At 73.1% G+C, this 26,040-nt stretch carries 29 protein-coding genes; 10 read left to right on the top strand and 19 right to left on the bottom strand.

The annotated features are described in order from the left end of the window. Positions 1–36: 36 nt before the first annotated feature. Both BN2279_RS19255 and BN2279_RS19250 read left to right on the top strand, forming a co-directional pair. Entirely contained in the window at positions 37–1,269 is a 1,233-nt protein-coding gene (locus tag BN2279_RS19255) for an SAV2148 family HEPN domain-containing protein (protein ID WP_059012562.1), read from the top strand. A gap of 101 nt (positions 1,270–1,370) precedes the next feature. Beyond that, positions 1,371–2,369, top strand: coding sequence for an NAD-dependent epimerase/dehydratase family protein (locus tag BN2279_RS19250; RefSeq protein ID WP_059011338.1), 999 nt, complete (start codon positions 1,371–1,373; stop codon positions 2,367–2,369). A 14-nt stretch (positions 2,370–2,383) separates the two neighbouring features. Here the strand turns inward: BN2279_RS19250 and BN2279_RS19245 are convergent, their stop codons facing one another. The 4 genes from BN2279_RS19245 to BN2279_RS31540 all read right to left on the bottom strand — a co-directional run bounded on the left by BN2279_RS19245 (position 2,384) and on the right by BN2279_RS31540 (position 3,937). Further along, complete coding sequence (locus BN2279_RS19245) at positions 2,384–2,821, bottom strand: gamma-glutamylcyclotransferase family protein (RefSeq protein WP_059011336.1); 438 nt, start codon at positions 2,819–2,821, stop codon at positions 2,384–2,386. Positions 2,822–2,845: 24 nt separating this feature from the next. Continuing rightward, on the bottom strand, positions 2,846–3,232 hold the full coding sequence (locus BN2279_RS19240) for a rhodanese-like domain-containing protein (protein WP_059011334.1): 387 nt from the start codon (positions 3,230–3,232) through the stop codon (positions 2,846–2,848). A gap of 28 nt (positions 3,233–3,260) precedes the next feature. Continuing rightward, positions 3,261–3,767 carry a cysteine dioxygenase gene (locus BN2279_RS19235; protein ID WP_059011332.1) on the bottom strand — a complete coding sequence of 169 codons (507 nt, stop codon included), beginning with the start codon at positions 3,765–3,767 and terminating at the stop codon, positions 3,261–3,263. 80 nt (positions 3,768–3,847) lie between these two features. Next, positions 3,848–3,937: a putative leader peptide gene (locus tag BN2279_RS31540; RefSeq protein WP_407702271.1), complete on the bottom strand. Its 90-nt coding sequence runs from the start codon at positions 3,935–3,937 to the stop codon at positions 3,848–3,850. Here BN2279_RS31540 and BN2279_RS31535 point away from each other — a divergent pair. The 3 genes from BN2279_RS31535 to BN2279_RS19225 all read left to right on the top strand — a co-directional run bounded on the left by BN2279_RS31535 (position 3,910) and on the right by BN2279_RS19225 (position 5,748). Further along, positions 3,910–4,125 (top strand): putative leader peptide, encoded by a 216-nt coding sequence (locus BN2279_RS31535; RefSeq protein ID WP_407702270.1) that lies wholly within the window; start codon positions 3,910–3,912, stop codon positions 4,123–4,125. The genes BN2279_RS31540 and BN2279_RS31535 overlap by 28 nt on opposite strands. Positions 4,126–4,314: 189 nt before the next feature. After that, complete coding sequence (locus BN2279_RS19230; RefSeq protein ID WP_059011330.1) at positions 4,315–5,214, top strand: TauD/TfdA dioxygenase family protein; 900 nt, start codon at positions 4,315–4,317, stop codon at positions 5,212–5,214. A 27-nt stretch (positions 5,215–5,241) separates the two neighbouring features. Continuing rightward, complete coding sequence (locus tag BN2279_RS19225; protein WP_079032316.1) at positions 5,242–5,748, top strand: winged helix-turn-helix domain-containing protein; 507 nt, start codon at positions 5,242–5,244, stop codon at positions 5,746–5,748. 25 nt (positions 5,749–5,773) lie between these two features. On the opposite strand, the gene BN2279_RS19220 is transcribed toward BN2279_RS19225, so the two are convergent. From BN2279_RS19220 to BN2279_RS19155, 14 genes are all read right to left on the bottom strand, one after another. Next, positions 5,774–6,547 carry a sirohydrochlorin chelatase gene (locus tag BN2279_RS19220; protein ID WP_059011326.1) on the bottom strand — a complete coding sequence of 258 codons (774 nt, stop codon included), beginning with the start codon at positions 6,545–6,547 and terminating at the stop codon, positions 5,774–5,776. 22 nt (positions 6,548–6,569) lie between these two features. After that, a complete protein-coding gene (locus BN2279_RS19215; protein ID WP_059011324.1) occupies positions 6,570–7,466 on the bottom strand; it encodes an ABC transporter permease in 897 nt (298 codons plus the stop codon). Next, positions 7,453–8,250 (bottom strand): ABC transporter ATP-binding protein, encoded by a 798-nt coding sequence (locus BN2279_RS19210; RefSeq protein ID WP_079032315.1) that lies wholly within the window; start codon positions 8,248–8,250, stop codon positions 7,453–7,455. Before BN2279_RS19210 ends, BN2279_RS19215 begins: the two co-directional genes overlap by 14 nt. A 40-nt stretch (positions 8,251–8,290) precedes the next feature. Further along, on the bottom strand, positions 8,291–9,439 hold the full coding sequence (locus BN2279_RS19205; protein ID WP_059011320.1) for an ABC transporter substrate-binding protein: 1,149 nt from the start codon (positions 9,437–9,439) through the stop codon (positions 8,291–8,293). A 174-nt stretch (positions 9,440–9,613) separates the two neighbouring features. After that, on the bottom strand, positions 9,614–10,963 hold the full coding sequence (locus BN2279_RS19200) for a sulfate adenylyltransferase subunit 1 (RefSeq protein WP_059011318.1): 1,350 nt from the start codon (positions 10,961–10,963) through the stop codon (positions 9,614–9,616). Next, positions 10,963–11,901, bottom strand: coding sequence for a sulfate adenylyltransferase subunit CysD (gene cysD, locus BN2279_RS19195; RefSeq protein ID WP_059011317.1), 939 nt, complete (start codon positions 11,899–11,901; stop codon positions 10,963–10,965). The genes BN2279_RS19200 and cysD overlap by 1 nt, the downstream gene beginning before the upstream one ends. 202 nt (positions 11,902–12,103) lie before the next feature. Further along, entirely contained in the window at positions 12,104–12,727 is a 624-nt protein-coding gene (gene cysC / locus BN2279_RS19190) for an adenylyl-sulfate kinase (RefSeq protein WP_407702286.1), read from the bottom strand. A gap of 1 nt (position 12,728) precedes the next feature. Further along, a complete protein-coding gene (locus BN2279_RS19185) occupies positions 12,729–13,445 on the bottom strand; it encodes a phosphoadenylyl-sulfate reductase (protein ID WP_059011313.1) in 717 nt (238 codons plus the stop codon). A gap of 14 nt (positions 13,446–13,459) precedes the next feature. Continuing rightward, positions 13,460–13,657, bottom strand: a complete 198-nt coding sequence (locus tag BN2279_RS19180) for a hypothetical protein (protein WP_059012561.1) — start codon at positions 13,655–13,657, stop codon at positions 13,460–13,462. 9 nt (positions 13,658–13,666) lie between these two features. Next, positions 13,667–15,358 carry a nitrite/sulfite reductase gene (locus tag BN2279_RS19175; protein WP_059011311.1) on the bottom strand — a complete coding sequence of 564 codons (1,692 nt, stop codon included), beginning with the start codon at positions 15,356–15,358 and terminating at the stop codon, positions 13,667–13,669. A gap of 289 nt (positions 15,359–15,647) precedes the next feature. Next, complete coding sequence (locus BN2279_RS19170) at positions 15,648–16,256, bottom strand: GNAT family N-acetyltransferase (protein ID WP_059012559.1); 609 nt, start codon at positions 16,254–16,256, stop codon at positions 15,648–15,650. Positions 16,257–16,481: 225 nt separating this feature from the next. Further along, complete coding sequence (locus BN2279_RS19165) at positions 16,482–16,898, bottom strand: hypothetical protein (protein ID WP_059011309.1); 417 nt, start codon at positions 16,896–16,898, stop codon at positions 16,482–16,484. After that, positions 16,898–17,569: a hypothetical protein gene (locus tag BN2279_RS19160; protein ID WP_059011307.1), complete on the bottom strand. Its 672-nt coding sequence runs from the start codon at positions 17,567–17,569 to the stop codon at positions 16,898–16,900. The genes BN2279_RS19165 and BN2279_RS19160 overlap by 1 nt, the downstream gene beginning before the upstream one ends. Before the next feature lie 83 nt (positions 17,570–17,652). After that, the gene (locus BN2279_RS19155; protein WP_059011306.1) at positions 17,653–19,305 is read right to left on the bottom strand and encodes an acyl-CoA dehydrogenase family protein; all 1,653 of its coding nucleotides are present in this window, start codon (positions 19,303–19,305) and stop codon (positions 17,653–17,655) included. Positions 19,306–19,430: 125 nt separating this feature from the next. Between BN2279_RS19155 and BN2279_RS19150 the strand changes: the two genes are divergently transcribed. The 5 genes from BN2279_RS19150 to BN2279_RS19130 all read left to right on the top strand — a co-directional run bounded on the left by BN2279_RS19150 (position 19,431) and on the right by BN2279_RS19130 (position 25,612). Next, positions 19,431–20,348, top strand: coding sequence for a helix-turn-helix domain-containing protein (locus tag BN2279_RS19150; protein ID WP_079032314.1), 918 nt, complete (start codon positions 19,431–19,433; stop codon positions 20,346–20,348). A 221-nt stretch (positions 20,349–20,569) separates the two neighbouring features. Beyond that, positions 20,570–22,969 carry an endopeptidase La gene (lon, locus tag BN2279_RS19145; protein ID WP_059011304.1) on the top strand — a complete coding sequence of 800 codons (2,400 nt, stop codon included), beginning with the start codon at positions 20,570–20,572 and terminating at the stop codon, positions 22,967–22,969. A 105-nt stretch (positions 22,970–23,074) separates the two neighbouring features. Further along, positions 23,075–23,542 (top strand): PPOX class F420-dependent oxidoreductase, encoded by a 468-nt coding sequence (locus tag BN2279_RS19140; protein WP_059011302.1) that lies wholly within the window; start codon positions 23,075–23,077, stop codon positions 23,540–23,542. 85 nt (positions 23,543–23,627) lie between these two features. Further along, positions 23,628–25,130 carry an AlkA N-terminal domain-containing protein gene (locus tag BN2279_RS19135; protein WP_059011300.1) on the top strand — a complete coding sequence of 501 codons (1,503 nt, stop codon included), beginning with the start codon at positions 23,628–23,630 and terminating at the stop codon, positions 25,128–25,130. Beyond that, entirely contained in the window at positions 25,130–25,612 is a 483-nt protein-coding gene (locus BN2279_RS19130; protein ID WP_059011297.1) for a methylated-DNA--[protein]-cysteine S-methyltransferase, read from the top strand. The genes BN2279_RS19135 and BN2279_RS19130 overlap by 1 nt, the downstream gene beginning before the upstream one ends. 189 nt (positions 25,613–25,801) lie before the next feature. Here the strand turns inward: BN2279_RS19130 and BN2279_RS31085 are convergent, their stop codons facing one another. Further along, positions 25,802–25,933: a hypothetical protein gene (locus BN2279_RS31085; RefSeq protein ID WP_267887137.1), complete on the bottom strand. Its 132-nt coding sequence runs from the start codon at positions 25,931–25,933 to the stop codon at positions 25,802–25,804. Between the last annotated feature and the right edge of the window lie 107 nt (positions 25,934–26,040).

Below are 26,040 nucleotides of genomic sequence, written 5' to 3'. Positions count from 1 at the left end.
CTTGATCCATCGGCAGGGCGGAAGGCGGTGCAGGCGGTGAGCTCCTCCGGGCTGGAACTGCCCTCGGGAAACGGGGGCGATACCGCGGAGGCCCAGGCCGGGGCGGCGCCCGTGCCGCGCCCGATGGAGATCGGCGGCGCCGACCTGGAGTGGTCCGCCGAGGACTGGTCCGAGGTGCGCGTCCGCGTGGAACGAGCCGGCCGCGCGTACGTCTGGCTCAACCTGGTCGAGCAGCGGCTGCGGTCCGTGGTGGCCGCCGTGCTGCGCCCGGTGTACGAGCCGGTGCACGGCGCCGAGTGGGAGACGGCCGCCGCGGGGCCGACCGGGCAGGAGTGGGTGCAGCGGGCGGCGGCCCTCCGCGAGGTCAGCCGCCGCAAGGGGCATCTGATCGATCCTGCCGATGACACGGTGCTCGCCTTCCTGACCCTTCCGCAACTGCGTGAACTCATGGTGCAGCACTGGCCCTGCTTCGCGCCGTATTTGGAGAACCGGCGCGAGGTGGAGCTGACGCTCGACGAGCTGGAGGTGGCCCGCAGCGCCGTCAGCCGTAATCGTGGCATGAGCCGGGCCGTGCTGGAGCAGGCGGAGCGCGGTTGCGCCCGGCTGCTGCGCCTGCTGGACTCCGGGGCGCCGCCGACCGCCGGACGGCTGCCGGCCGACGCCGTGGAACGGCTGGTGGGGGACCGGTTCACCGATGTGGCGGGCGTCCACCCGGACCGGGTCCGCCTCCAGCGGCAGCTTCCCGCCGAGGAACTGTTCGCGGGCGCCGGGCGGCTGGACGCGATCGGCATAGGTCTCGGCCTCCTCGTGCAGAACTACCCGGGCCGGCGGCTGGTCCGGCTCGCCGAGACCGGCTGCCGGGTGCGGCTGCTCTTCCTCAACCCGGCCAGCGGCGCGATGCGGCGCCGGGAACGGGAACTCGGCCTGAAACGCGGCGAGCTGGGCCGGTCCGTGGAGACGAGCATCCTGCACGTGCGCCGGGTCCGCGGCCGGGTCCGCGACCCGGAGGCGTTCGAGATCCACGTCTTCGACGAGACGCCGCGCTTCAGCGCCTACTTCGTGGACGCCGACGCCCCCGACGGGGTCGCCGTCGTCCAGTCCTACCGGCGGCGCGCCCGCGGCATGGAGACGCCCGCGCTCGTGCTGCGCCGCGGCGGGCGGGAGATCGTGGCGCGCGACGACCCGGCGGCCGACGGCGAGCTGAGCCTGTTCGAGACGTACCGCGAGGAGTTCGAGTGGACGTGGGAGCAGTCGCGCCCCGTCTCGTGACGTAAGGGCCGGTGACCGGCCGCGGTCGCGTTCGCTCCGCGCGATTCTGCCGAGAGCAGGGGCGCCTTCCCCGGGGCGCGTCCGGCGGTCAGGCTGGCGGCATGAGACTGCTGGTGCTCGGAGGGACGGCCTTCGTCGGCCGCGCGATCGTCGCAGAGGGCCTGGCCAGGGGCTGGTCGGTCACCACGTTCAACCGGGGCAGCGTTCCGGCGCCGCCGGGCGTGACCGCGCTGCGCGGTGACCGCCTGGCGGACGGCGGCCCGGTGGCCCTCGCGGCGGCCGGGGACACGTGGGATCTCGTCGTGGACACCTGGAGCCACGCGCCGACCGCCGTCCGCGACGCGGCGGCGCTGCTGGCCGGGCGGGCCCGCCACTACACGTACATCTCCAGCCGCTCGGTGTACGCGTGGCCGATGCCCGCCGGCCTGGCCGAGGACGGACCGGTCGTGGACGGGTCGCCCGACGCGGGAGCCACGGAGTACGCCCGCGACAAGCGCGGCGGCGAACTGGCCGCCGTCGCGGCCTTCGGCGAGGACCGCGCGCTGCTGGTCCGCTGCGGCCTCATCCTCGGCCCGCACGAGGACGTCGGGCGGCTGCCGTGGTGGCTGGCCCGGATCGCGCGCGGCGGCCCCGTCCTGGCGCCCGGCCCGCGCGGACTGCCGCTCCAGTACATCGACGTCCGCGACCTGGCGGCCTGGACCCTCGACGCGGCCGGACGCGGCCTGGCCGGGCCGTACGACCTGGTCAGCCCGTCGGGCCACACCACGATGGGCGAACTCCTCGACCTCTGCGTCCGGGTGACCGGCTCCGGCGCCGAACTCCGCTGGGCGGCGCCGGAGGAGGTCCTCGCGGCGGGCATCGAGCCCTGGACCGAGCTGCCCGTCTGGATGCCGCCGGGCGAACCCCACGACGCGATGTACCGGTCCGACGTCTCCCGGGCCGTGGCGGCGGGACTGCGGTGCCGCCCGGCGGCCGGGACGGTCGCCGACACCTGGGCCTGGGTGAAGTCGTCCGGAACGCCGATCCCGGCCCGCCCGACGCGCTCCCCGGTGGGCCTGCCCCCGGGGAAGGAGGCGGCGCTGCTGACGCGCCTGGCCTGACGGCGCCGGAACCGTCAGACGGGCAGCCAGTCGCCGCCGGGGATCGCCGTCCCCGAGGCGCGCAGGCGGGCGGCGAGCGGCTCGGCGGCCAGGGACACCCAGGCGCGGGCCGTGGAGCCGGCCGCCCGCAGCACCTCGACGGCCACGCGCTCGTAGACGTTGTCCGGCGCGCCCGGCGCGTACTCCCCCAGCCGGTCCAGCACCGCCAGCACCTCGTCGTAGTGCTCCGGCAGCGGATGGATCAGCTCACCGCTGACCGCGGGCATCCCGGTGGTCCCGGCGTCCCGGGGCGCGGGGATCGCGTACGGGTAGCCGGGGCCGTCGTAGAGGACGGCGCCCGGCAGCCGGGCCGGCTCCTCCGCCGCCGTCCGGCCGCGCAGGGCCCAGGCGTGGTTGACCTGCCCGGGGCGCAGGGTGCCGTAGACGAAGAACGGCAGGCGTTCCGCTCCCATGGCAGGAGCGTAGAGCCCCCGGTGTCAGGCGCCGGACGGCGGGGTCACCGGCAGTCCGGCGCGGCGCCACGCCTGGAAGCCGCCGTCCAGATCCGTCGCGCGGGGCAGGCCGATGGCCCGCAGCGAGGCGGCGGCCAGGGAGGAGGCGTACCCCTCGTCGCAGAACACGATCCACCGCACGTCCCGGCCGGTCGCCTCGGGGACCGAGGCGCCGCTGGCCGGGTCGCAGCGCCACTCCAGGTGGTTGCGCTCGATGATCAGCGCGCCGGGGACGGTGCCGGAGGCGTCGCGCTGGAACGCGGGCCGGGTGTCCACGAGAACGGCTCCCTCCCGCACGGCGGCGTGCGCCTCCCGCGGGCCGAGCCGTTCGAACGTCTCGCGGACGGCGGCCAGATGGGCGTCGATGGTCATGGCGGGATCCTCCCCTGCCGGTGGGCTGTCAGTGGGTGATGGGCTCGGTGCGGTCGAGGGTCAGCACCCCGTCCGCGTCCCGGCGGTAGAACGACTGGCTGCTGAGGGCCGGGCCGTAGACGTGGATGCTGACGGCCGGCCGCGTGCCCTCGTTGCGCACCTCGTGGATGTACCGGGGGCCGAACGAGCGCAGCCCGCCCATGTCCAACTGCCGGACGGGTTCGGTCCCCCGCCGCCCGGGGGCGGGGAACGCGCGCTCGGTCAGCGTGCCGTCGACGACGAGGAACGCCCCCGACGAGCCGCCGTGGTCATGGATCTCGGTGCCCTGCCCCGGCAGCCAGGACAGCAGCCACACCTCGTGGTCGGCGGCCAGCTCCAGCCGCCGGTACCAGCGGTCCGGCCGGGTGAAGCGCACATGGGGCCGCCAGGAGCGCGGGTGCGCGGCGAACCGGCGTGCCGTTTCGGCGAGTCGGGAGGGTGTCGCGACAACGGAGGCCGCGAAGGGCGCGGGGAGCGCGGAGGAAAGCGCGGACATGATTCCTCGGAAACGGTGTGAGACGCGGAAGTGGGGAACGCGAAAGACCCGCACCCGCGGCGAACACCGGGCGCGGCCGTCTAGGAACGACGACCGCTGCGACACAGCGCGCTGGCCACGCGGACGAGGTCCACGTGCCATCGTGAAAAGAAGCGCTTGCTGGTCGGCATGGCGCAACAGTGACAGCGCCGCCCGGCCGAGGTCAAATTCACGCCGGACCACTCAGCGGAAATACCTTGACGCGCCCAGGTCTTCGCTGGCATGCTCACCTATCGTGAGTCAGGCTGCCTTTCTTGTAGCGCGGCTGCACGTCGATCTTCGGCGGCAGGCCAGCGCCATCTGTGCCACCGGTCGCTGAGCACCGCGCCCGCGCCCAGCCGACGTTCTCTCCCTCCCCTCCCACCGGTTCACCCGGTCATCGCGCGTGATTCCGGCATTGTTCCGGCCGCGTTATGCCATGCCCATGCCGTGAGGGACGAATTCGGCTACCTCCGTTGCGATAACGGCCCCCGCACAGAAGACAGTTTTTGCGAAAGGCATCCTCCGCATGGCCACCACCGGCTTCGACATCCGCAGGACGGGCGGCCGTATCGGCGCCGAGATCCTCGGTGTCGATCTCGCCCGCGATCTCGATTCCGCCGTCGTCTCCGAGATCAACGCGGCGCTGCTCGACCACAAGGCGCTCTTCTTCCGAGGCCAGACACTCGACGACGCCGCCCAGCTCCGTTTCGCCTCGCTCTTCGGCCAGTTGACCACCGCCCACCCCACCGTCCCGTCGGCCGAGGGCAAGCCCCACGTCCTGCCCGTCGACGGCGAGGAGGGCATCCGCGCCAACCACTGGCACACCGACGTCACCTTCGTCCGCACCCCGCCGAAGGCGACCACGCTGCGCAGCCTGGTCGTCCCGCCCTACGGCGGCAACACCCTGATCGCCAACGCCGGTTCCGCCTACCGCGACCTGCCCGAGCCGCTGCGCGCGCTGGCCGACCGGCTGTGGGCCGTGCACACCAACGACCACGACTACGCCGAGCCGCGGAACGCCAAGGCGGCCGAGCACCGCGGGCAGTCCGTCTCCCGGACGTACCGCACCGCCCACCCGGTGGTGCGCGTGCACCCGGAGACCGGCGAACGCGGCCTGTTCATCGGCGGGTTCGCCCAGCGCCTGATCGGCCTCGGCGCCGACGAGTCCCGCGATCTGCTGCGCATCCTCCAGGGATACGTGACCCGCCCGGAGAACGTCGTGCGGTGGCACTGGGCCCCGGGCGACCTGGTCCTCTTCGACAACCGCATCACCCAGCACTACGCCCCCGACGACTACGGCGACCTGCCGCGACTGCTGCACCGCGTGACCGTCGCCGGAGACGCGCCCGTCGGCGTCGACGGCAACCACAGCCGTGTCGTCGAGGGCGACGAAGCCGAGCACTACACCCCCGCCGCGGCGGCCTGACCCCTACCCCGAGGAAGGAAGCCGATCATGCGGCATCTCACCGCTCTCCCCGATCTGAGCGAACTCTCCGATGTGACCGTCACGGTCGTCCCGGACTCCCCCGCGGCGGGGGGTCAGGACAGCCCGGTGCCGCTCGTCGGCTACCTGGTGCTCGCCCCGGCCGGGACCCGGCCCGACCGGCTCACCGAGCTGCTCGCGGCGGCCGGTCCCGCCCCGGTCCCGGTCCCGGTCCCGGCCGCCCCGGAGCCCGGCATCGTCGTGGACACCGACAAACGGTCCGCCGTCGTGGACGGCGAGCCGCTGAGCCTGACCTACCTGGAGTTCGAGCTGCTGGCCCACCTGGTGCGGCACCCGCACCGCGTCTACAGCCGGGAACAACTCGTCGCCACCATCTGGGGTTACGGCCCCGTCGGCGACCAGCGCACGGTGGACGTCCACATCGCGCGGCTGCGCCGCAAGCTGGGGGAGCGCTACCGCGAGCGAATCGTGACCGTGCGCCGCGTCGGGTACAAGTACGTGCCGCAGGCCGGCTGATCACCCCGGGCCCCGCGCCGGCCGGTCAGCCCGCGAGCAGGGCCGGCCGGTGCCCCCGGGCCTGGGCCCAGCGCTGGAGCAGGAGCCGCGCCAGCTCCGGGGCGTCACCGAGGACCGGGGCGACGACATCGGCCCGCGCCTCCTCGGCGCCCGCCAGGATGCGGTCCGGCAGGCGGCCGGGCGCGATCACACAGGGCGCGACCGCCACCCTCCGGACGCCGTCCGCGCGCAGCGCGCGGACGGCGTCCGCCGTCGTGGGCGAGGCGGCCGAGGCGAACGCGGGCCGCACCGCGCACCAGCCCGCCGACCGCCGCCACGCCCGCGCGAGATCCGTGAACGCGGCGACCGCCCGCGGGTCGCCGGAACCGGCCGACGCCAGCACGACGCCGGTCCGGGCCCGGTCGCCCGGCGCGACCCCCGCGCCGGCCAGCCGCCGTTCCAGCGCGGCCGTCACCAGCGGCGAGGGGCCCAGCCCATCGGCCTGCCGGACACGCAGGCCCGGCAGCCGCGCCGCGCTCTCCGCCAGGGCGGCGGGGATGTCCGTCCTGGCGTGGAAGGCGCGGCTCAGCAGCAGCGGCACGGCCACCACCTCGCGGGTGCCGCGCGCGTGGAGCCCCGCGAGGACCTGGTCCACGCGGGGCACGGTGAAATCGAGAAATCCCGTCACCACGCGCAGCCCCGGCGCGAGCGACCGCACCCGCGTGGTCAGCGCGGACACGGTCGCCGCGTGCCGCGGATCGCGGCTGCCGTGGGCGACGACGAGCAGGACGGGCGCGGAGCCCGGTGGGACCCGGATCATGAGCGGCGGACCACGGCCCTTGTCACGAGACCCGGGACAGCAGGCCGCGGCTGCGCAGCACGCGCCGCTCCAGCGGGGAGAAGAACAGCAGGTCGATGGCGACGCCCACGATCAGGATCAGGATGATCGTGCCGAGCACACCGGCCATGTTCTGGAGCGTCCGGTAGGTCTCCATCAACTGCCCGAGCCCGGTGCCCAGACTCGGCGACTGGACGATCAGCTCGGCCGCCATCAGCGACCGCCAGGAGAACGCCCAGCCCTGCTTCAGACCCGCCAGGTAGCCCGGCAGCGCGGCCGGGAGCAGCACGTGCCGCACACTGGTCAGCCCCCGGGCACCGAGCATCCGCCCGGCCCGCAGGTACAGCGGCGGGATCTGGTCCACGCCCGCCACGATCCCGTTGGCGATGGACGGCACCGCGCCCAGCAGCACCACGGCGTAGATCGCGCTGTTGTTCAGCCCGAACCAGATGATGGCCGCCGGCACCCACGCGATGGACGGCAGCGACTGGAGGCCGGTCAGGATCGGCCCGATCGCGGCCCGTACCAGCTTCACCCGGGCCACCAGCAGGCCCAGTGGCGTGCCGATGGCGACGGCGATCATGAAGCCGAGGATGCCGCGCGAGACGCTGGTCCAGATGAACTCGAAAAGCGTCCCCTCCCGCCACATCTCCTCGTACTCGGCCCAGACGTCCCCGGGGCTGGGCAGCAGGTAGTCCTTCTGGAGGTCGGCCCAGTACGCGAGCTGCCAGACCAGCAGCACCAGCGCCACCGCGACCAGCGGCGGCAGGACCTTGGTCAGCAGGACCCGGCCGGCGTTCGGCCGCTCGTCGCCGCCGCCGGACTCCAGCGCGTCGAGCCCGGCCTCCAGACCCGCGAGATCGGGCTGCTCGTCCTTCGTCGTCGTCTCACTGCTGCCCATGGCGGCGGATCTCCTCCCGGAGGCGTTCGGTGATCTCCACGGAGAGCGCGGAGACGGCGGCGTCCTCGATACGGCGCGGCTGCTCGATGTCGACGCGCCACTCGTGCGCGATCCGGCCCGGCCGGGACGACAGCAGGATGACGCGCTGCGCCAGGCGCACCGCCTCGCGCACGTTGTGCGTGACGAACAGGACGGAGACGCCGGTCTCCGTCCAGATCCGCGTCAGCTCCTCGTGCAGCACGTCCCGGGTGATGGCGTCGAGCGCGGCGAACGGCTCGTCCATCAGCAGGAGCTGGCTGGCCTGGGCGAGCGCCCGGGCCAGCGCCACGCGCTGCCGCATACCGCCGGACAGCTCGTGGACGCGCTTGTCGTACGAGCCCTGGAGCCGGACCAGGCTGAGCAGCCGCTCCGCCTCGGGACGGCGCTGCGCCTTGGGGACCCCGCGCAGCCGCAGGGCCAGTTCGACGTTCTTGCCCGCGGTCAGCCACGGGAACAGCGCGTGCTCCTGGAACATCAGGGCGGGGCGCCCGCCGGGAACCGAGATGGTCCCGGCGGACGCCGCGTCGAGCCCCGCGGTCAGGTTGAGCAGCGTGGACTTGCCGCAGCCCGACGCGCCGAGCAGGGTGACGAACTCCCCGGGCGCGACGTCGAGGCTGATGTCGTCCAGCACGAGCTGCTGCTTGCCGGCACGGCCGAAGGACTTCGACACGTGGTCGAAGCGGACCGCGTATCCGGCGGTGTCGGTGGTGCCTTCACGTTCCGGCTTGTCGAGGGCGATGGCCATCGGTGTCACCTCCTGGGGAGTGGGGTCGTCCGGTGCGGTGCTACTCGACGCCCAGGCCGGCGTCGTCGGTGATCTCCGGCAGACCCTCGTCGGCCAGCACCCGGTTGAGGATCGACAGGTCGTAGATACCGGTCAGATCCGTCTCCTCCAGCAGCCCCGCGTTCACGGCGTTCTCGGCGCCCGTCGCCAGGGTCGACGCCAGCGGGTCGTTGGTGAACTCGACGTGCTCCCACGCCGGGTCGAGCACCTCGGCGGGCAGCTCGCTGCCGCCGGGGAGACGGCCCAGCTCCGCGTTGAACGTGTTCTTGGCCTCGTCCGGGTTCTCGCCGATCCAGCCGTTGGTGCCCACGACGCCGCGGATGATCGCCTCGACGACGTCCTCGTGCTCGGACAGGAACTCCTGGGAGGCGATGACGTGGGTCGTCACGTACTGCCCGTTCTCCCACAGCTCGCCCTCGTCCAGCAGCGTCTCCGCGCCGCCGGCGACCAGCTTGGAGGCGGTGGGCTCGGGGACCCAGGCGCCGTCGATGTCGCCGCCGTCGAACGCGGCGGGGATGTCCGCGTTGGCGATGCGCAGCACGGACACGTCGCCGGTGCCGGCCTCGGCGTCCACCTCGTAGCCGTTGTCGGCCAGGTAGCTGAGCAGGGCCACGTCCTGCGTGTTGCCGAGCTGCGGGGTCGCGATGTCCTTGCCGGCGAGGTCGTCGAGGCTCTGGATCTCGTCCGGGTTCACCACCAGGGACGCGCCGCCCGACGCCGCGCCGGAGACGATGCGCAAGCTCTCGCCGCCGGACTGGGCGAAGCCGTTGATGGCCGGGTTGGGGCCGATGAACGCCACGTCGATCGAGCCGGCGTTGAGCGCCTCGATCACCGCGGGGCCCGCGTTGAACGTCTGGATCGCCGGCTCGGTGCCGTGCGACTCCAGCTCCTGCCGGATCAGCCCGCCGTCCTCCCGGAGACCGACGACGGCGGTGGCGTGCGTGATGTTGGCGAAGTACCCGATCGCCACCTCGTCGGTGGAGAGGCTCTCACCGCTCACAGGCGTGTCGGCCGACGCGGACGAGCCGTCGTCGTCGGCGTCGGAGCCGTAGCCGCAGGCGGCCAGGGAACCGATCAGCAGGGGCAGCGCCGCCGCGGCTGCGATCAGGCGGCGGGCAGGTCTTATGGCATGCGGACGAGCGGCGTTCATGAAGGATGCGTTCCTCTCGGAAAGGCTGAGTCGGTGCGGGCAGGGGACGTCGGTGAGCGCTGTCGGGTCAGCGCACCGCACAGGGGCCCATGCCGCCCTCGCCACTGCCGAGGGCACCGCTGCCTATCCGTCCGCCTTCCTTGGCGAACGTCGAGAAGACGTCTTCCGTCATGGTCAGAAGTCCCACCCATCCGTTTCGTCGTCGGGTGCCTGCGCGGCGGCGCCCCCGAAGGCGTCGCCGGCCATGCCTGCCGTCAGGGTCGTGCCGTCGGCCGGGTCGATCAGCAGGAACGAACCGGTCGTCCGGGAGTCCGCGTAGGCGTCCATCGCCAGCGGCTCCGAGGTGCGGATCACCACGCGGCCGATGTCGTTGGGCAGCAACTCGCCCGGCTCGGCGTGGTGGGAGAGGTCGTCCAGCGTCAGGCGGGACGGGATCTCCTTGACGATGGCCTTGACCGTGCGGGTGGCGTGCTTCAGCAGCACCCGGGCACCCGGGGTCAGCGGCCGGTCGTGCAGGTGGCAGACGGTGGCGGTGATGTCCTGGGACGGGGTCGCGGCGCCGTCGGCGGGCGCGATCAGGTCGCCGCGGGAGATGTCCAGGTCGTCGGTGAGGGTGAGGGTGACCGACTGCGGCGCCCAGGCCGTGTCCACGGACTGGCCCAGCGCGTCGATGCGCTCGATCACACTGGTCCGGCCCGAGGGCTGGACGACCACGCGCTGACCGACGCGCAGCACACCGGAGGCGATCTGCCCGGCGTAGCCGCGGAAGTCGGGGTGCTCGGCGGTCTGGGGACGGATGACGTACTGGACCGGGAACCGGGCGGGGTCCGCGGTCGGGTCGTGCGTGACGGGCACGGTCTCCAGGTGCTCCAGCACCGTCGGGCCGCCGTACCAGTCCATGGCGGCGGAGGGGCTCACCACGTTGTCACCGGCGAGCGCCGAGATCGGGATCGCGGTGATGTCCGGGACGCCGAGGGACGCCGCGTACGCCGTGAACTCCCCGGCGATGCGGGCGAACGCGTCCTCCGCGTAGCCGACGAGGTCCATCTTGTTGACGGCGAGCACCACGTGCGGGACGCGCAGCAGCGCGGCGACGGCGGCGTGGCGGCGGGTCTGCTCGACCACGCCGTTGCGGGCGTCGACCAGGATGATGGCCAGCTCGGCGGTGGAGGCGCCGGTCACCATGTTCCGCGTGTACTGCACGTGCCCGGGGGTGTCGGCCAGGATGAACCGGCGGCGGGGCGTCGCGAAGTACCGGTAGGCGACGTCGATGGTGATGCCCTGCTCCCGCTCGGCGCGCAGGCCGTCGGTGAGCAGCGCCAGGTCCGGGGTGTCCTGACCGCGGCTGAGGGAGGCGTGGGTGACGGCCTCCAACTGGTCGGCCAGCACCGACTTCGAGTCGTGCAGCAGCCGCCCGACGAGCGTCGACTTGCCGTCGTCGACGGAGCCGGCGGTCGCGAACCGCAGCAGCGCGGTGCCGGTGACGTCGGCGGGGGTGGCGGCCTCGGTGGCGCGGGTGCTCATCAGAAATATCCCTCGCGCTTGCGGTCCTCCATGGCGGCCTCCGACAGCTTGTCGTCGGCGCGGGTCGCGCCCCGCTCGGTCAGCCGCGAGGCGGCGATCTCCGTGATGATCTGCTCGATGGTCTCGGCGTCGGAGTCCACGGCGCCCGTGCAGGACATGTCCCCGACCGTGCGGTAACGGACGAGACGCCGCTCGATCACCTCTCCGTCACGCGGGCCGCCCCACTCGCCGGGAGCCAGCCACATGCCGTCCCGGAGGAAGACCTCGCGCTCGTGGGCGTAGTAGATCTCCGGGATCTCGATCTTCTCCCGGGCGATGTACTGCCACACGTCCAGCTCGGTCCAGTTGGACAGCGGGAAGACGCGGACGTGCTCGCCGGGGGCGTGCCGCCCGTTGTAGAGCTGCCACAGCTCGGGGCGCTGGCGGCGCGGGTCCCAGCCGCCGAACTCGTCGCGCAGCGAGAACACCCGCTCCTTGGCGCGGGCCTTCTCCTCGTCGCGCCGCCCGCCGCCGAAGACGGCGTCGAAGCGGTTCTTGTCGATGGCGTCGAGCAGCGGCACGGTCTGGAGGGGGTTCCGGGTGCCGTCGGGGCGCTCGCGCAGTTCCCCGCGGTCGATGAAGTCCTGGACGGAGGCGACGTGCAGACGCAGCCCCTGCTGGGCGACGACACGGTCCCGGTAGGCGATCACCTCGGGGAAGTTGTGCCCGGTGTCGACGTGCAGCAGTGAGAACGGCAGGGGCGCGGGGGCGAACGCCTTCAGCGCCAGGTGGAGCATGACGATGGAGTCCTTGCCGCCCGAGAAGAGGATCACCGGGCGCTCGAACTCGCCGGCCACCTCACGGAAGATGTGGACGGCCTCGGACTCCAGCACGTCCAGATGCGACAGGGCGTAGGCGCTGCCGGCGCTCTCGCCCGACCTGCGCACGGTGACGGTCATGCGGCATTCCTTTCGCTCGCTTCTCCGCCCACCCGGCGAATGCTCAGGGGGCGGTTCTGCTGAGTCCCGGCGGCCGGTTGGGCGTCGCTCGCCGGTTTCCTCTCGCTCGCTTCTCCGCCCGCCCGGCGAGTGCGCGGGGGGCGGTTCTGCTGAGTCCCCGCGGCCGGTTGGGCGTCGGTCGCCGGGGTGTGTCGTGCGGTGTTCACAGCAGGCCCCGGGCGCCCAGCAGGGCGTGCAGCGCGGCGGCCGACTCCTCGACGGACTGCTCGTGGGCGGCGATCCGCAGGTCGGGGTCGACCGGCTCCTCGTACGGGTCGTCCACACCGGTGAGCCCGGACAGCTCACCGGCGGCCTGGCGGGCGTACAGGCCCTTGACGTCCCGGACCGAGCACACCTCGACGGGTGTGGCCACGTGGACCTCCACGTAGCCGGTGCCCGCCGTCTGGTGGCGCTTGCGGACCGCCTCCCGGCTGTCCGCGTAGGGGGCGATGACCGGGACCAGCACCTTCACGCCGTGGGAGGCCAGCAGTTCGGCGACGAAACCGATGCGCTGGACGTTGACGTGGCGGTCCTCGCGGGAGAAGCCGAGGCCGGCGGAGAGGAACTCCCGGATCTCGTCGCCGTCCAGCACCTCGACGCGGTGCCCCTCGCTCTCCAGCCGGTCGGCCAGCGCGCGGGCGATGGTGGTCTTGCCCGCGCTGGGCAGACCGGTGAGCCAGATGGTGGCGCCCTGCCTGTTCTCGCTCATCTCCCGCTCGCTCCCTCGTCGTTCTCGGTGGTGTGTGGGGTGGTGCCGTGTTCCGTGGTGAAGGTGTGCGTCGCGGATGTCAGGCGTGCAGTCCGCATTCGGTCTTGCCGAGCCCGGCCCAGCGTCCGGCCCGCGCGTCCTCGCCCTCGGCTATGCGCCGCGTGCAGGGGGCGCACCCTATGGAGGCGTAGCCGTCCTGGAGGAGCGGGTTGGTGAGCACCCCGTGCTCCGCCACGTAGGCTTCCACATCCGCCTGCGTCCAACGGGCAATTGGGGAAATCTTCACCTTTTCCCGCCTCGCGTCCCACCCGACGACCGGAGTATTCGCACGTGTGTAGGACTCGTCGCGGCGCAGGCCCGTCGCCCAGGCGTCGTAGGAGGCCAGGCCCGCTTCCAGCGCCTTCACCTTCCGCATGGCGCAGCACAGGTCGGGGTCGCGCTCGTACAGGCGCGGACCGTACCGGGCGTCCTGCTCGGCCACGGTCAGCTCGGGGGTGAGGGTGATGACGTTCACGTCCATCACGGCCTCGACGGCGTCGCGGGTGCCGATGGTCTCGACGAAGTGGTAGCCCGTGTCGAGGAACAGCACGTCCACGCCGGGCAGGGCGCGGGACGCGAGGTGGGCGACGACGGCGTCCTCCATCGAGGAGGTCACGCACAGCCGGGAGCCGAACGTGTCGGCCGCCCAGCGCAGGATGTCGAGCGCCGAGGCGTCCTCCAGCTCGCGGCCCGCCCGCTCGGCGAGCGCGCGCAGCTCCTGGGCTCTATGGGACTCCCTGGTCGTGGCGGTGGTCATGATGCCCCTTTTCTTCACGCTTCTTCAGCGGGCTTCGTCGCCGCGTCGGCGGCGACGGGGCGCGCGAGCCCCTTGGCGAGGAGACCGAGGAACGACAGCCGGAAGGCGCGGTTGCAGGCCGCGCACTCCCAGGCGCCGTGCCCCTCCTCGCTCGGACGGAGGTCCTCGTCCCCGCAGTACGGGCAGTAGAACGGGGCGGCCCGCTCACTCATGACGCTCACTCATGACAGAGACCCTTCGTCGGCACGCGCGGCCCACTGAGCGAAGCGCTCGCCGTCCGCTCGTTGTTCCTGGAAGGCGCGGAGAACTCGCTCGACATAGTCGGCGAGGCCCGTCGCGGTGACCTTCAGGCCGCGGACCTTGCGGCCGAAGCCGGGCTCCAGGCCGAGGGAACCGCCGAGGTGGACCTGGAAACCCTCCACCTGCTCGCCGTTGTCGTCCGTGACGAGCTGGCCCTTGAGACCGATGTCCGCGGTCTGGATACGGGCGCAGGAGTTGGGGCAGCCGTTGATGTTGATGGTGATCGGCTCGTCGAAGTCCGGCAGCCGGCGCTCCATCTCCTCGATGAGCCAGGTGCCCCGGCCCTTCGTCTCGACGATGGCGAGCTTGCAGAACTCGATGCCGGTGCAGGCCATCGTGCCGCGCCGGAACGTCGAGGGCGTGACCGTGAGGTCCAGCGCCTCCAGGCCCTCGGTGAGGCGCGCGACCTGCTCCTCCGGCACGTCCAGGATGATCATCTTCTGGTGGACGGTGGTGCGCACCCGCCGGGAGCCATGGGCCTCGGCCAGGTCCGCGATCTTGGTCAGGGTCGTGCCGTCCACCCGGCCGACGCGCGGGGCGAAGCCCACGTAGAACCGGCCGTCCTTCTGCCGGTGCACGCCCACGTGGTCGCGCCACTGGCCGACCGGCTGCGCGGGGGCGGGGCCGTCGGCCATCTTCCGCAGCAGGTACTCGTCCTCCAGGATCTGGCGGAACTTCTCCGCGCCCCAGTCCGCGACGAGGAACTTGATCCTGGCGCGGGTCCGCAGCCGCCGGTAGCCGTAGTCGCGGAAGAGGGCGACGACGCCCTCGTGGACGTCGGCCACCTCGTCCACCGGCACCCAGGCGCCGAGCCGGACGCCGAGCCTCGGGTTCGTGGACAGGCCGCCGCCGACCCAGACGTCGAAGCCCGGGCCGTGCTCGGGGTGGTCGACACCGACGAACGAGACGTCGTTGATCTCGTGCACCACGTCCAGCAGCGGCGATCCCGAGACGGCCGTCTTGAACTTGCGGGGGAGGTTCGAGTACGCCTTGTTCCCCACCACCCGGCGGTGGATCGCCTCGATGGCCGGGGTGCCGTCGATGATCTCGTCCTCGGCGATGCCCGCGACCGGGGAGCCGATGATGACGCGGGGGGTGTCGCCGCACGCCTCGGTGGTGGACAGGCCCACACCCTCCAGGCGCCGCCAGATCTCCGGCATGTCCTCGATACGGATCCAGTGGTACTGGACGTTCTGCCGGTCGGTGATGTCGGCGGTGCCGCGCGCGAACTCCTGGGAGATCTCGCCGATGACCCGCAACTGCTCGGTGGTGAGCTGTCCGCCGTCGATGCGGACCCGGAGCATGAAGAACTCGTCGTCCAGCTCCTCCGGCTCCAGGACGGCCGTCTTGCCGCCGTCGATGCCCGGCTTGCGCTGGGTGTACAGACCCCACCAGCGCATCCGGCCGCGCAGGTCGCCGCCGTCGATGGCGTCGAAGCCGCGGTGGGCGTAGACGGTCTCGATGCGCGTGCGCACGTTGAGACCGTCGTCGTCCTTCTTGACCTGCTCGTTGCCGTTGAGCGGCGTGAAGTGCCCGGCCGCCCACTGGCCTTCGCCGCGGTGGCGGCCGGCCTTGCGGCGGGTCGGGGCGGGCTTCTTCGCGGAGTCGGACATCGTCACAGATTCTTTCTGCGGGCAGCAGGACGGAAGTCGTGCGGGACGGGGGCGTTGACGCCCGCCCGCGCGGGGTGAGGCGGGGACATGAGGGGTCGGCGGTCTGCGGCTCTTCAGTGCGCCGGACAGATGGCGCTGGACATGCGGCCGAAGTCGACATCGCGCCGACTCACCAGGGCAATTCCAGCTCGCTGCATGACGGCAGCGTGGCACGCGGTGACGCGCGAGTCCACCGTTGTCCACAATGTGGACGAAGCTGTCCCATTCTGTGGGACTCGTGAGACCTCCGTCACATTCCGTTCCCGGCTCCCGGCCAGGGTCCGGGAGTGGCCAGGAGCGGCTCGTCCTCGACGGTGGTCCGGTACCCGCGGAAGCCGCGCCGCCGGTAGTTCTCCAACGCGAACGGCCCGTCCTTGCTGCACGTGTGCACCCACACCCGGCGCGTCGGCGCCCGGCCGGGCCAGCGTTCCGCCAGGTCCCAGGCGCGCGCGGTGCCGAACGACAGGAGCGGGCCGCCGATGCCCCGGCCGCGGAAGGCCGGGAGCAAACCGAAGTAACTGATCTCGACGCCGCCCTCGGCGTCCGGGTCCAGCTCCACGTAGCCCGCGGGCGTCCCGCGGTCGTAGGCGACCCAGGTCTCGACGCCTGGCCGGTCGAGAAATGTCCGCCACCGTCCGTAGTTCCAGCCGAGCCGGTCCGTCCAGTGGATGTCGCCGCCGACGGCCGTATACAGAAAGCGGCTGAACTCCGGGCTGGGCACCTCGGCCCTGACCGTTCTGACCGTTCCGTCGTCGTCGCCGGGAGCGGGGCCCGCGACCGGTGGGGCGTCGGCGGGGGAGGTCTGCTCCAGCCACCAGGTGGTCACGCTGACGGTGCCGGAGGCGGCGTCGGGGGAGATGCCGGCGGATATGACGGGAGAGCTGTCGGGAGAGGCGTTGTCCACCCGGACATTGTCGCCCACACGCCGCGGACGGCCCCGGGCGAGTCGCCCGGGGCCGTCCGGTGATGGGGGGACGCTGGTCTGTCCTCTTGCTCTCTCTCCGCTCTTCCCGCTTCTTTCCGTTTCTTTCCGTTTCTTTCCGCTTCTTCCCGCCGCTCCCGACGGCTCTCCCACCGTGCCGGGTCAGGCGCTGAGCAGCCGCTGCATCAGCTCCCGGTACTCCAGCAGGAGGGTCCGGTGCTCCTCGGTGCCGGTCGAGGCGTCGCCCTGCCAGCTCTCGCGCAGCCGGCCCCGCTGTTCGGCGAGCCGGTCGGCGAGGCAGGTCATCGCCTCGTCCAGCAGCGCGTCGGCCTGGGCGACGGCCCGGCCGGGGCTGTCGACAAATCCGACGACCGCGTTCTGGAGCCCGGTCCGCAGCCGGTCGGCGTCCTCCGGCGGGAAGAGCGCGGTCTCGAAGGCGTCGTACCCGATGCCCTCGTCCGCCGTCAGACCGCCCGGCGGGATCGGCCCGAGGCCCGGCTCGGCCGGGTCCCCGGCGGCCGGCGGCACCGTCTCGTGGTTCCTGTCCAGCTTCTGCGGCTTCTCCAACTGCTGTGCCATCACACGCCACCCTTCGTCGTGGTGCCCGAGTGCCGCGGGGCGCCCGGGACGCGCAGGCGCAGGGTGCGCCCGTTCGCCCGGGACCGCTCCGGCCGCTCGCCGTCCGCCCGGGGGCCGGTCGTCAGCAGAGCGCGGAACAGGTCACGTGCCCGCAGCACGGCTTCGCGCAGTTCCTCGGTGTCCCCGCCGGCCGCGTTCCCGGTCCCGTTCGCGTGGACCGTGTCGCGCGGCCCGGCCAGGGCGTGCACCCGCCGGTATCCGTCGACCAGGCGGGGGTGGTGCACCGACAGCGCGGCGATCTGTTCGTCGTGCGAGTCGGGCGGGAAGCCCCGGTCGTGGAGGAGACGGGTCAGCAGGTGGTCGGCCTCGACCACCGCCGCGCCGGGCGAGTCCACGAAACGCTCCTGGACCCGCGTCCACTTGGTCTCGTACTGTTCGCGCTCGCCGGCCGCCAGCGGGCGCTCGCGGAGCCCGCCGTGCCGGCGGAGCCGCTCGGCCAGGTCCTTCTTCGTCGCCTTGGCGTCCCCGCCGTGGTGCGCCAGGGCCCGGTCGTACTCCGGCCCGAAGCGGCGCTGGAGCCGCCCGTTGCCCACGCCGACGCGCGGCATGGCCACCAGGAGACCGACAACGGCCAGGACCGCCACGACCAGGATGATGATCGCTATCGTCATGACTTCCCTTTCGCAGAGATCCCTCGTGCGAGGTATGTCACGACATCGCGTAACCCGAGGACGCGGGGCCAAACCCCAGAGGGTTACCCGCCGTTAACGGGTGTGGCCCGCTCCACGACGGCCGCCAGGCCGGCGCGGTGCGACAGCGTTCCGAAGGCGCCGCCCCAGTCCCCGCCCAGCCGCGAGGCGCAGAACGCGTCCGCGACCGCGGGCGGCGCGAACCGCACCAGCAGCGCGCCCTGGAGCACCAGCGCCAGCCGCTCCACCAGGCGGCGGGCCCGCGTCTCCATCCCCTCCAGATCCGACAGCGCGCCCAGCAGTCCCTTGATCGCGGCGTCCAGCCGGTCGTCCCCGCCGGCCGCCTGCCCGACCTCGGTGAAGAACGCGTTCAGCGCGCCCGGTTCGCGCCGCAGCGCCCGCAGCACGTCCAGCGCCTGGACGTTGCCCGAGCCTTCCCAGATCGAGTTCACCGGCGCCTCGCGCAGCAGCCGGGGCATGCCGGACTCCTCCACGTACCCGTTGCCGCCCAGGCACTCCAGCGCCTCGGCCGCCAGCCAGGCGCAGCGCTTGGTCACCCAGTACTTCGCGGCGGGCAGCGCCAGCCGCAGCAACTGCCGCTCCGCCGCGCTGCCTTCCGCGGCCCCGTCGCTCGCCGCCGCCAGTCGCATCGCGAGCACGGTCGCCGCCTCCGACTCCAGCGCCATGTCCGCCAGCACGTTCCGCATGAGCGGCTTGTCGATCAGCCGCCCGCCGAACGCCTCGCGGGGCGCGGCGTGGTGCGTCGCCTGCGCCACGGCCTGCCGCATGATCGCGGCGGAGCCCGCCACGCAGTCCAGCCGGGTGGCGCCGACCATCTCCAGGATCGTGGCGACGCCCCGACCCTCCTCGCCCACCCGCCAGACCGTCGTCGTGCCGTCGAACTCGATCTCGGCCGACGCGTTCGACCGGTTCCCCAGCTTGTCCTTGAGCCGCTGGATCCGGAACCCGTTCCGGGCGCCGTCCGGCAGGACCCGGGGCAGCAGGAAGCAGGTGAGCCCGCCCGGCGCCTGGGCCAGCACCAGGAACACGTCCGACATCGGCGCCGAGCAGAACCACTTGTGGCCGGTCAGCGCGTACGTGCCGGGCTCCGCCAGCGGCTCGGCGCGCGTGGTGTTCGTCCGGACGTCCGAACCGCCCTGTTTCTCCGTCATCCCCATCCCGGCCAGCACGCCCGCCTTGCCGGCCGGCGGGCGCAGCCCCGGCTCGTAGATCCGCGAGGTCAGCAGCGGCTCCCACTGCCGGGCCAGCTCCGGCTGGTGGCGCAGCGCGGGCACCGCCGCGTGCGTCATCGACACCGGGCAGCCGTGCCCGGCCTCGGCCTGGCTCCACACCAGGAACCCGGCGGCCCGCCTGAGCTGCCCGTGCGGGCGCGACCAGGCGTCCGTCAGTCCGGCCGTGACGGCCCGGTCCAGCAGGTGGTGCCAGGCGGGATGGAACTCGACCTCGTCGATCCGGTGGCCGTAACGGTCGTGGGTGCGCAGCATCGGAGGGTTGGCGTTCGCCAGCGCGCCCCACTCCTGGACCCGCGCCGAGCCCGCCGCCCGGCCCAGCGCGCTCAGCTCGGCCGTCGCCTCCTCGGCGACCGCGGGCCCGATGTGCCGGGCGAACGCCTCGGAGAGGGCGGCGTCCTGGGCGAAGACGTCGTAATCGGCCAGGGGCGGGACCTGGTTGGACACCGAGTGGGTGCTGACGGTCATACGGCTACCGTAGGAGCGCGGGCGCCAGGTGACCAGCCCCGGCTCAACGGGTGTTGTCCAACCGGTTGCAGAGGGAAAGGGATCTAGTACAGTTGGGCGGTCTCAGTGGAGGCAGGGGAGCACACATGGGCCTGAATCTGAGCGTGAGCGATGCCGTCGGTTCCGGGACCAGAACCACGGGCGACATCGACCTCCAGCAGAGCGGGCCGACCGTCCCGCGCATGATCCTCGGCGCACGGCTCCGCCGGCTGCGCGAGGCGCGCGGCATCACCGGCGCCGAGGCCGGGCACCGCATCCGTGCCTCGCACTCCAAGATCAGCCGCCTCGAAATGGGCCGCACCGGCTTCAAGACCAGGGATGTCGCCGACCTCCTCACGCTGTACGGCGTCACCGACGAGTCCGAGCGCGCCACGCTCCTCGCCCTGGCCCGGCAGTCCAACACGCCCGGCTGGTGGCACGTCTACCACGACGTGGTGCCGAGCTGGCTCAACGTCTACCTGGGCCTGGAGCAGACGGCGGTCGTCATCCGGGGCTACGAGTTGCAGTTCGTCCCGGGCCTGCTCCAGACCGAGGAGTACGCCCGCGCCCTGCTGACGTTCGGCCCCGACGACACGCGCGACCGGATCGAACGCCGCGTCGCCCTGCGGATGGCGCGGCAGCGCATCCTGCACCGGCCGCAGCCGCCGCACCTGTGGGTCGTGATCGACGAGGCGGCGCTGCGGCGTTCGATGGGCGACGCGGGGCTGATGCGGCGCCAGCTCGACCACCTGCTGAACGTGTCGGAGATGCCGCACGTGACGATCCAGGTCGTGCCGTTCACGGTCGGCGGCCACGCGGCGATCTGCGGCCCGATCACGGTCCTGCGCCCGCCGGGCGGCGAGCTGCCCGACGTGGTGTACCTGGAGCAGCTCACCGGCGGCGTGTACCCGGACAAGCCGTCGGAGATCGAGCAGTACCGCCACACGATGAACCGCCTGGTCGTCGAGGCGGAGGCGCCCGCGGCCACCCGCGACTTCCTGTACCGCCTGCGCCGCGACACATAGGCCTTCCCCGGCCGCGCCCACTCCCTCCTACCCCGCCGAAGCGGGGCGCTTCGGGCTGCCCGCGACCGGGCGGGGCGCGGATTAATCGCCTCCTCCCGTGCGCTGTAGGGGGTGGGACGGTACCTGATCGCTCTGAGCGAACAGGGAAAGAGCCCGGGAACATCGGCGGCCTCTCCAGCATTGAGTCGGCATAGCTCAAGATGCCTGCCAAGGGAGAGGTCATGACTTCATCGTTCGATGTGCTCACCCTGCCGGTGCTGCCTCTCGACGGCGAGGTGGTGCTGCCGGGGATGGTGGTCCCGCTGGAACTGTCCGACTCCGAGGTGCGGGCCGCGGTCGAGGCCGCGCAGTCCGCCGCGCCCCGGGGCGAGAAGCCGCGCGTGCTGCTGGTGCCGCGGGTGGACGGGACGTACGCGGGCTTCGGCGTGGTGGGCCGCGTCGAACAGGTCGGGCGGCTGGCCGCCGGTGACCCGGGCGCTCTCGTCCGTGGTCTGCGGCGTGTCCGTATCGGCTCGGGGACCACCGGGCCCGGCGCCGCGCTGTGGGTGGAGGGGACGCCGGTCGAGGAGACCGTGCCCACCCCCCTGCCCGGCGTCGTCGCCGAGCTGGCCAAGGAGTACAAGGCCCTCACCACGAGCTGGCTCCGCAAGCGCGGCGCCTGGCAGGTCGTGGACCGGGTGCAGCAGATAGAGGAAGTCGGCGCGCTGGCGGACAACGCGGGGTACCTCCCGTTCCTGACCGCCGAGCAGCGCCTGACGCTGCTGGAGACCACGGACCCCGTGGCACGGCTGAGGTTCGCGGTGAAGCTGCTCAGCGACCACCTCGCGGAGGAGGACGTCGCCGAGACCATCGCCAAGGACGTGCAGGACGGTGTCGACAAGCAGCAGCGCGAGTTCCTGCTGCGGCGGCAGCTCGACGCCGTGCGCAAGGAGCTGGCCGAGCTGAACGGCGACGCCGCCGACGAGGGCCAGGACTACCGGGCCCGCGTCGAGGCCGCGGATCTGCCGGAGAAGGTCCGCGAGGCGGCCCTGAAGGAGGTCGACAAGCTGGAGCGGGCCTCCGACTCCGCCCCCGAGGCGAGCTGGATCCGCACCTGGCTGGACACCGTGCTCGAACTGCCGTGGAACGTCCGCACCGAGGACTCCTACGACATCCCCGGCGCCAAGGCCGTGCTGGACGGCGACCACGCCGGTCTGGAGGACGTGAAGGCCCGCATCACCGAGTACCTGGCGGTCCGCAAGCGGCGCGGCGACCGCGGTCTCGGCGTCATCGGCGGGCGGCGCGGCGGCGCCGTGCTGGCCCTCGTCGGACCGCCCGGCGTCGGCAAGACGAGCCTCGGGGAGAGCGTGGCGCGGGCCATGGGCCGCAACTTCGTGCGCGTCGCCCTCGGCGGCGTCCGGGACGAGGCCGAGATCCGCGGCCACCGGCGCACCTACGTCGGGGCGCTGCCCGGCCGTATCGTGCGGGCCGTCAAGGAGGCCGGTTCGATGAACCCGGTCGTGCTGCTGGACGAGATCGACAAGGTCGGCAGCGACTACCGGGGCGACCCGGCCGCCGCCCTCCTCGAAGTCCTGGACCCGGCGCAGAACCACACCTTCCGCGACCACTACCTGGAGGTCGAACTCGACCTGTCGGACGTGGTGTTCCTGGCCACGGCGAACGTCCTGGAGGCCATCCCGCAGCCGCTGCTGGACCGCATGGAGCTGGTGCGGCTCGACGGGTACACGGAGGACGAGAAGGTCACCATCGCGCGCGACCACCTCGTTCCCCGGCAGCTCGACCGCGCGGGTCTGAGCGGCGAGGAGGTCACGATCGAGGACGGCGTGCTGCGCAAGCTCGCCGGTGAGTACACCAGGGAGGCGGGCGTCCGGAGCCTGGAGCGGACCGTCGCGCGGCTCCTGCGGAAGGTCGCGGCGCGTGCCGAGCTGGACGAGATCACGCTGCCGTTCACGGTCACCACGGAACACCTGCGGGACCTGATCGGCCGTCCGCACCACACACCCGAGGCGGCGCACGACCCGGCCGAGCGGCGCACGGCGGTGCCGGGCGTGGCGACCGGCCTGGCGGTCACCGGCACCGGCGGCGACGTGCTGTACATCGAGGCGTCGCTCGCCGACCCGGAGACCGGCGGCGCGGGCCTGACCCTGACCGGCCAGCTCGGGGACGTGATGAAGGAGTCCGGCCAGATCGCCCTGTCCTACCTGCGCTCGCGCGGCGCGGAGCTGGAGCTGCCGGTGGGCGACCTGAAGGAGCGCGGCGTGCACCTGCACGTCCCGGCGGGCGCGGTGCCCAAGGACGGCCCGAGCGCGGGCATCACCATGACGACCGCGCTGGCGTCGCTGCTCAGCGGCCGGCAGGTCCGGCCCGACGTGGCGATGACGGGCGAGGTGTCGCTGACCGGGCGGGTCCTGCCGATCGGCGGCGTGAAGCAGAAGCTGCTCGCCGCGCACCGGGCGGGGCTGACGACCGTGATCATCCCCAAGCGGAACGAGCCCGACCTGGACGACGTCCCCAAGGAGATCCTGGACACGCTCGACGTCCACCCGGTCACCGATGTCCGGCAGGTGCTGGAGCTGGCCCTGGCCCCGGCTGTCACGGAAGCCGTCGTCGCGGCGGCCTGATCCGCGGCCGGTGAGGGCAGGCGCGGTGGCGTGACGCCACCGCGCCTGCCCTCGTCGCGCCCCACCGGGTGCCGGGCGCGCGGCGGGAGCGTAGGGTGCTGCGCCATGAGTCCTTCGATCGCGAGGACGACGGCCGTCGACCTGGACCGTCTGCTCGACTTCGTCCGCCCGCGCCACCGGGCGATCCTCCTCACCCGCCGTGCCGACGGCTCCCCGCAGGGGTCGCCCGTGACCTGCGGCGTCGACGACGCGGGACGGCTGGTCATCGCGACCTACCCGGAGCGGGCCAAGAGCCACAACGCCCGGCGCGACGCGGCGGTCAGCGTGCTCGTCCTGTCCGACGACTGGGACGGCCCGTGGGTGCGGATCGACGGTACGGCGGAGGTGCTCGACGTGCCGGACGCGCTGGAACCGCTCGTGGACTACTACCGGACGATCGCGGGTGAGCACCCGGACTGGGGCGAGTACCGGGCGGCGATGCTCCGGCAGGGCAAGTCCCTGATCCGCGTGACCCCCGTGCACTGGGGGCCCATCGCCACCGGCGGCTTCCCCGCGCGGCTCGCCGGCAAGTAGCCCGCCGGCCCGCCGCCGCCAGCGAACCGTCGCGTCCGATTTCCGCCAGTCGCCGGTCCCTCCGCCCGGCACACTGGGCAGGGTGATGGACGATGACAGCAGGTATGAGGCGGTGCGCAGCCGTGACGAACGCTTCGACGGAGTGTTCTTCACGGCCGTGGTGACCACCGGCATCTACTGCCGCCCGAGCTGCCCGGCGACCACGCCGAAACGGTCGAACGTCCGGTTCCATCCCTCGGCCGCGGCGGCCCAGGCGGCGGGTTTCCGCGCCTGCCGCCGCTGCCGCCCGGACGCGGTGCCCGGGTCGGCCGAGTGGAACACGCGGGCCGACGCCGTGGGACGGGCGATGCGGATGATCGCCGACGGGGTCGTGGACCGGGAGGGCGTCGCGGGGCTGGCCCGGCGGCTGGGCTACAGCGCCCGGCAGGTGCAGCGGCAGCTCACCGCGGAGCTGGGCGCCGGACCGGTGGCCCTGGCCCGGGCCCAGCGGACGCACACGGCCCGGATCCTGCTCCAGACGACCGACATGCCGGTGACGGAGGTCGCGTTCGCGTCCGGCTTCTCCAGCGTCCGGCAGTTCAACGACACGGTCCGGACCGGGTACGACCTGACCCCGACCGAGCTGCGGGCCGCCGCCCCGGGCCGCCGCGCCCCGGTCCCCGCGCCCGCGGGCGTTCCGCTGCGGCTCGCGTACCGGGGGCCGTACGCGGCGCGTGAGGTGTTCGACTTCCTCCAGCGCCGCGCGATCACCGGGATCGAGGAGGTGCTCGGCGCGCCGGGCGCCCGGACGTACCGCCGCTCGCTGGCCCTGCCGCACGGCACCGGCGTGGCCGAGGTGGACGAGTCCGCCGCGCCGCCCGGCGCCCGCTGGCTCGGCTGCCGGCTGGTGCTGACGGACCCGCGCGCCCTGACGACCGCCGTGCAGCGGACGCGGCGGCTGTTCGACCTGGACGCCGACCCGTGGGCGGTGGCGGAACGGCTCGGCGCCGACCCGTATCTCGGCCCGCTGGTCGCGGCCCGCCCGGGGCTGCGTTCGCCGGGCGCGGCCGACCCGGAGGAACTGGCGGTGCGGGCGGTGCTCGGCCAGCAGGTCACCGTCGCCGCCGCCCGCACCCTCGCCGGGGCGCTGGTGGCGGCGTACGGGAAGCCGCTGCCCGCGCCCGACGGCGCCCTCACCCACGTCTTTCCCGAGCCGGGCGCGCTGGCCCAGGCGCCGCTGACCGAGCTGGGCATGCCGGAGAGCCGGCGCCGGACGATCCGCGCGGTGGGCGCCGCGCTGGCCGACGGCGCCGTATCCCTCGGTCCTGGCGTGGACCGGGACGAGGCGGAGCGGGCGCTGCTGGCCCTGCGCGGTGTCGGCCCGTGGACCGCCGGCTACATCCGGATGCGGGCCCTGGGCGATCCGGACGTCTTCCTGACGGGCGACGTGGGCGTCCGGCAGGGCCTGGCCGCCGTCGGCGCCCCCGCCGACGCGGCGGAGGCGTGGCGCCCGTGGCGCTCCTACGCGCTGCACCACCTGTGGAACGCGGCAGCGCCCCCGTTGCCCCCGACGACTTCGACGACTTCGACGACCTTGGAGAGCGACTGATGCTGTACACCACGCACCCGAGTCCGCTCGGCGACCTGCTGGTCGCCGGACCCGAGCCCGGTGTCCTGTCCTATGTGACCGTTCCCGGCCAGAAGGGCGGCGTCACGGCCGGCATCGACTGGCGGCGCGACGACCGCGCCTTCGCCGTGGCGACGGGCCAGCTCGACGCGTACTTCGCGGGCGAGCTGAGGGAGTTCGACCTCGTACTGGCCCCGCGCGGCTCGGCGTTCCGCGAGCGGATCTGGGCGGCGCTGGACCACATCGCCTACGGCTCGACCGTCACCTACGGCCGGCTCGCCGCGCTGGCCGGGGTCTCCCCGAGCGCCGTCCGCGCGGTCGGCGGCGCGGTGGGGGCCAACCCGCTGACGGTGATCCGCCCCTGCCACCGCGTCATCGGCGCCGACGGCTCCCTGACGGGCTACGCGGGCGGCCTGCCGCGCAAGCGGCACCTGCTCACGCTGGAAGGCGTCCTGACCGCCTGAACGGCACCTTCCGGCCCGGCGCGAACTGACCCCGGCCCCGGGGCAGGCCGCCCGGGTTCGTGTGCGGGATTCTTCCGGGCATCGGCCGTGCGCGGGCCGTGGCCTACGGGGAACGCCCAGGCCCTCGGGGGCCTGGGCGTTCAGGGGTGTCTTTCGGGCGATGCTCCGGCGGGGGCGGTGAGGGAGCGGTCAGCCGAAGGAGCGTTCTATCCGGGCCAGCTTCTCCTCCAGGGAGTCCAGGCGGGGCGCGGCCTGGGACATGGAGGTCGGGTCCAGGGAATCCTCGCCGCGCGGGGTGCGGCCCCTGGCTCTTATACACATATGACGCTGCCGACGAAGAGGGTAGGGTAGGGAGCGGGGGGGGCGGAATCGTTGGAAAAAGAGAAGGAAGGGAGGAAGGGGAGAGAGGAGATGGACAGGCGCAGAAA

It is taken from the genome of Streptomyces specialis, from assembly GCF_001493375.1.
GTDB classification, from domain to species: Bacteria; Actinomycetota; Actinomycetes; order Streptomycetales; family Streptomycetaceae; genus Streptomyces; species Streptomyces specialis.
This window is presented reverse-complemented; position numbering and strand designations above follow the sequence as displayed.

Excerpts from the sequence above, each read along its gene's own strand:
- BN2279_RS19205 (WP_059011320.1), bottom strand. The coding sequence starts at position 9,439 with ATGAACGCCGCTCGTCCGCATGCCATAAGACCTGCCCGCCGCCTGATC.
- BN2279_RS19160 (WP_059011307.1), bottom strand. The coding sequence starts at position 17,569 with ATGACGATAGCGATCATCATCCTGGTCGTGGCGGTCCTGGCCGTTGTC.
- BN2279_RS19225 (WP_079032316.1), top strand. The coding sequence starts at position 5,242 with ATGCGGCATCTCACCGCTCTCCCCGATCTGAGCGAACTCTCCGATGTG.
- BN2279_RS19135 (WP_059011300.1), top strand. The coding sequence starts at position 23,628 with ATGGACGATGACAGCAGGTATGAGGCGGTGCGCAGCCGTGACGAACGC.
- cysD (WP_059011317.1), bottom strand. The coding sequence starts at position 11,901 with ATGACCGTCACCGTGCGCAGGTCGGGCGAGAGCGCCGGCAGCGCCTAC.
- BN2279_RS19240 (WP_059011334.1), bottom strand. The coding sequence starts at position 3,232 with ATGACCATCGACGCCCATCTGGCCGCCGTCCGCGAGACGTTCGAACGG.
- BN2279_RS19180 (WP_059012561.1), bottom strand. The coding sequence starts at position 13,657 with ATGAGTGAGCGGGCCGCCCCGTTCTACTGCCCGTACTGCGGGGACGAG.
- BN2279_RS19175 (WP_059011311.1), bottom strand. The coding sequence starts at position 15,358 with ATGTCCGACTCCGCGAAGAAGCCCGCCCCGACCCGCCGCAAGGCCGGC.
- BN2279_RS31540 (WP_407702271.1), bottom strand. The coding sequence starts at position 3,937 with ATGCCGACCAGCAAGCGCTTCTTTTCACGATGGCACGTGGACCTCGTC.
- BN2279_RS31085 (WP_267887137.1), bottom strand. The coding sequence starts at position 25,933 with ATGTGTATAAGAGCCAGGGGCCGCACCCCGCGCGGCGAGGATTCCCTG.
- BN2279_RS19215 (WP_059011324.1), bottom strand. The coding sequence starts at position 7,466 with ATGGGCAGCAGTGAGACGACGACGAAGGACGAGCAGCCCGATCTCGCG.
- BN2279_RS19200 (WP_059011318.1), bottom strand. The coding sequence starts at position 10,963 with ATGAGCACCCGCGCCACCGAGGCCGCCACCCCCGCCGACGTCACCGGC.
- BN2279_RS19245 (WP_059011336.1), bottom strand. The coding sequence starts at position 2,821 with ATGGGAGCGGAACGCCTGCCGTTCTTCGTCTACGGCACCCTGCGCCCC.
- BN2279_RS19210 (WP_079032315.1), bottom strand. The coding sequence starts at position 8,250 with ATGGCCATCGCCCTCGACAAGCCGGAACGTGAAGGCACCACCGACACC.
- BN2279_RS19230 (WP_059011330.1), top strand. The coding sequence starts at position 4,315 with ATGGCCACCACCGGCTTCGACATCCGCAGGACGGGCGGCCGTATCGGC.
- BN2279_RS19250 (WP_059011338.1), top strand. The coding sequence starts at position 1,371 with ATGAGACTGCTGGTGCTCGGAGGGACGGCCTTCGTCGGCCGCGCGATC.
- BN2279_RS19235 (WP_059011332.1), bottom strand. The coding sequence starts at position 3,767 with ATGTCCGCGCTTTCCTCCGCGCTCCCCGCGCCCTTCGCGGCCTCCGTT.
- BN2279_RS19140 (WP_059011302.1), top strand. The coding sequence starts at position 23,075 with ATGAGTCCTTCGATCGCGAGGACGACGGCCGTCGACCTGGACCGTCTG.
- BN2279_RS19185 (WP_059011313.1), bottom strand. The coding sequence starts at position 13,445 with ATGACCACCGCCACGACCAGGGAGTCCCATAGAGCCCAGGAGCTGCGC.
- BN2279_RS19165 (WP_059011309.1), bottom strand. The coding sequence starts at position 16,898 with ATGGCACAGCAGTTGGAGAAGCCGCAGAAGCTGGACAGGAACCACGAG.
- lon (WP_059011304.1), top strand. The coding sequence starts at position 20,570 with ATGACTTCATCGTTCGATGTGCTCACCCTGCCGGTGCTGCCTCTCGAC.
- BN2279_RS19150 (WP_079032314.1), top strand. The coding sequence starts at position 19,431 with ATGGGCCTGAATCTGAGCGTGAGCGATGCCGTCGGTTCCGGGACCAGA.
- BN2279_RS19220 (WP_059011326.1), bottom strand. The coding sequence starts at position 6,547 with ATGATCCGGGTCCCACCGGGCTCCGCGCCCGTCCTGCTCGTCGTCGCC.
- BN2279_RS19155 (WP_059011306.1), bottom strand. The coding sequence starts at position 19,305 with ATGACCGTCAGCACCCACTCGGTGTCCAACCAGGTCCCGCCCCTGGCC.
- BN2279_RS19130 (WP_059011297.1), top strand. The coding sequence starts at position 25,130 with ATGCTGTACACCACGCACCCGAGTCCGCTCGGCGACCTGCTGGTCGCC.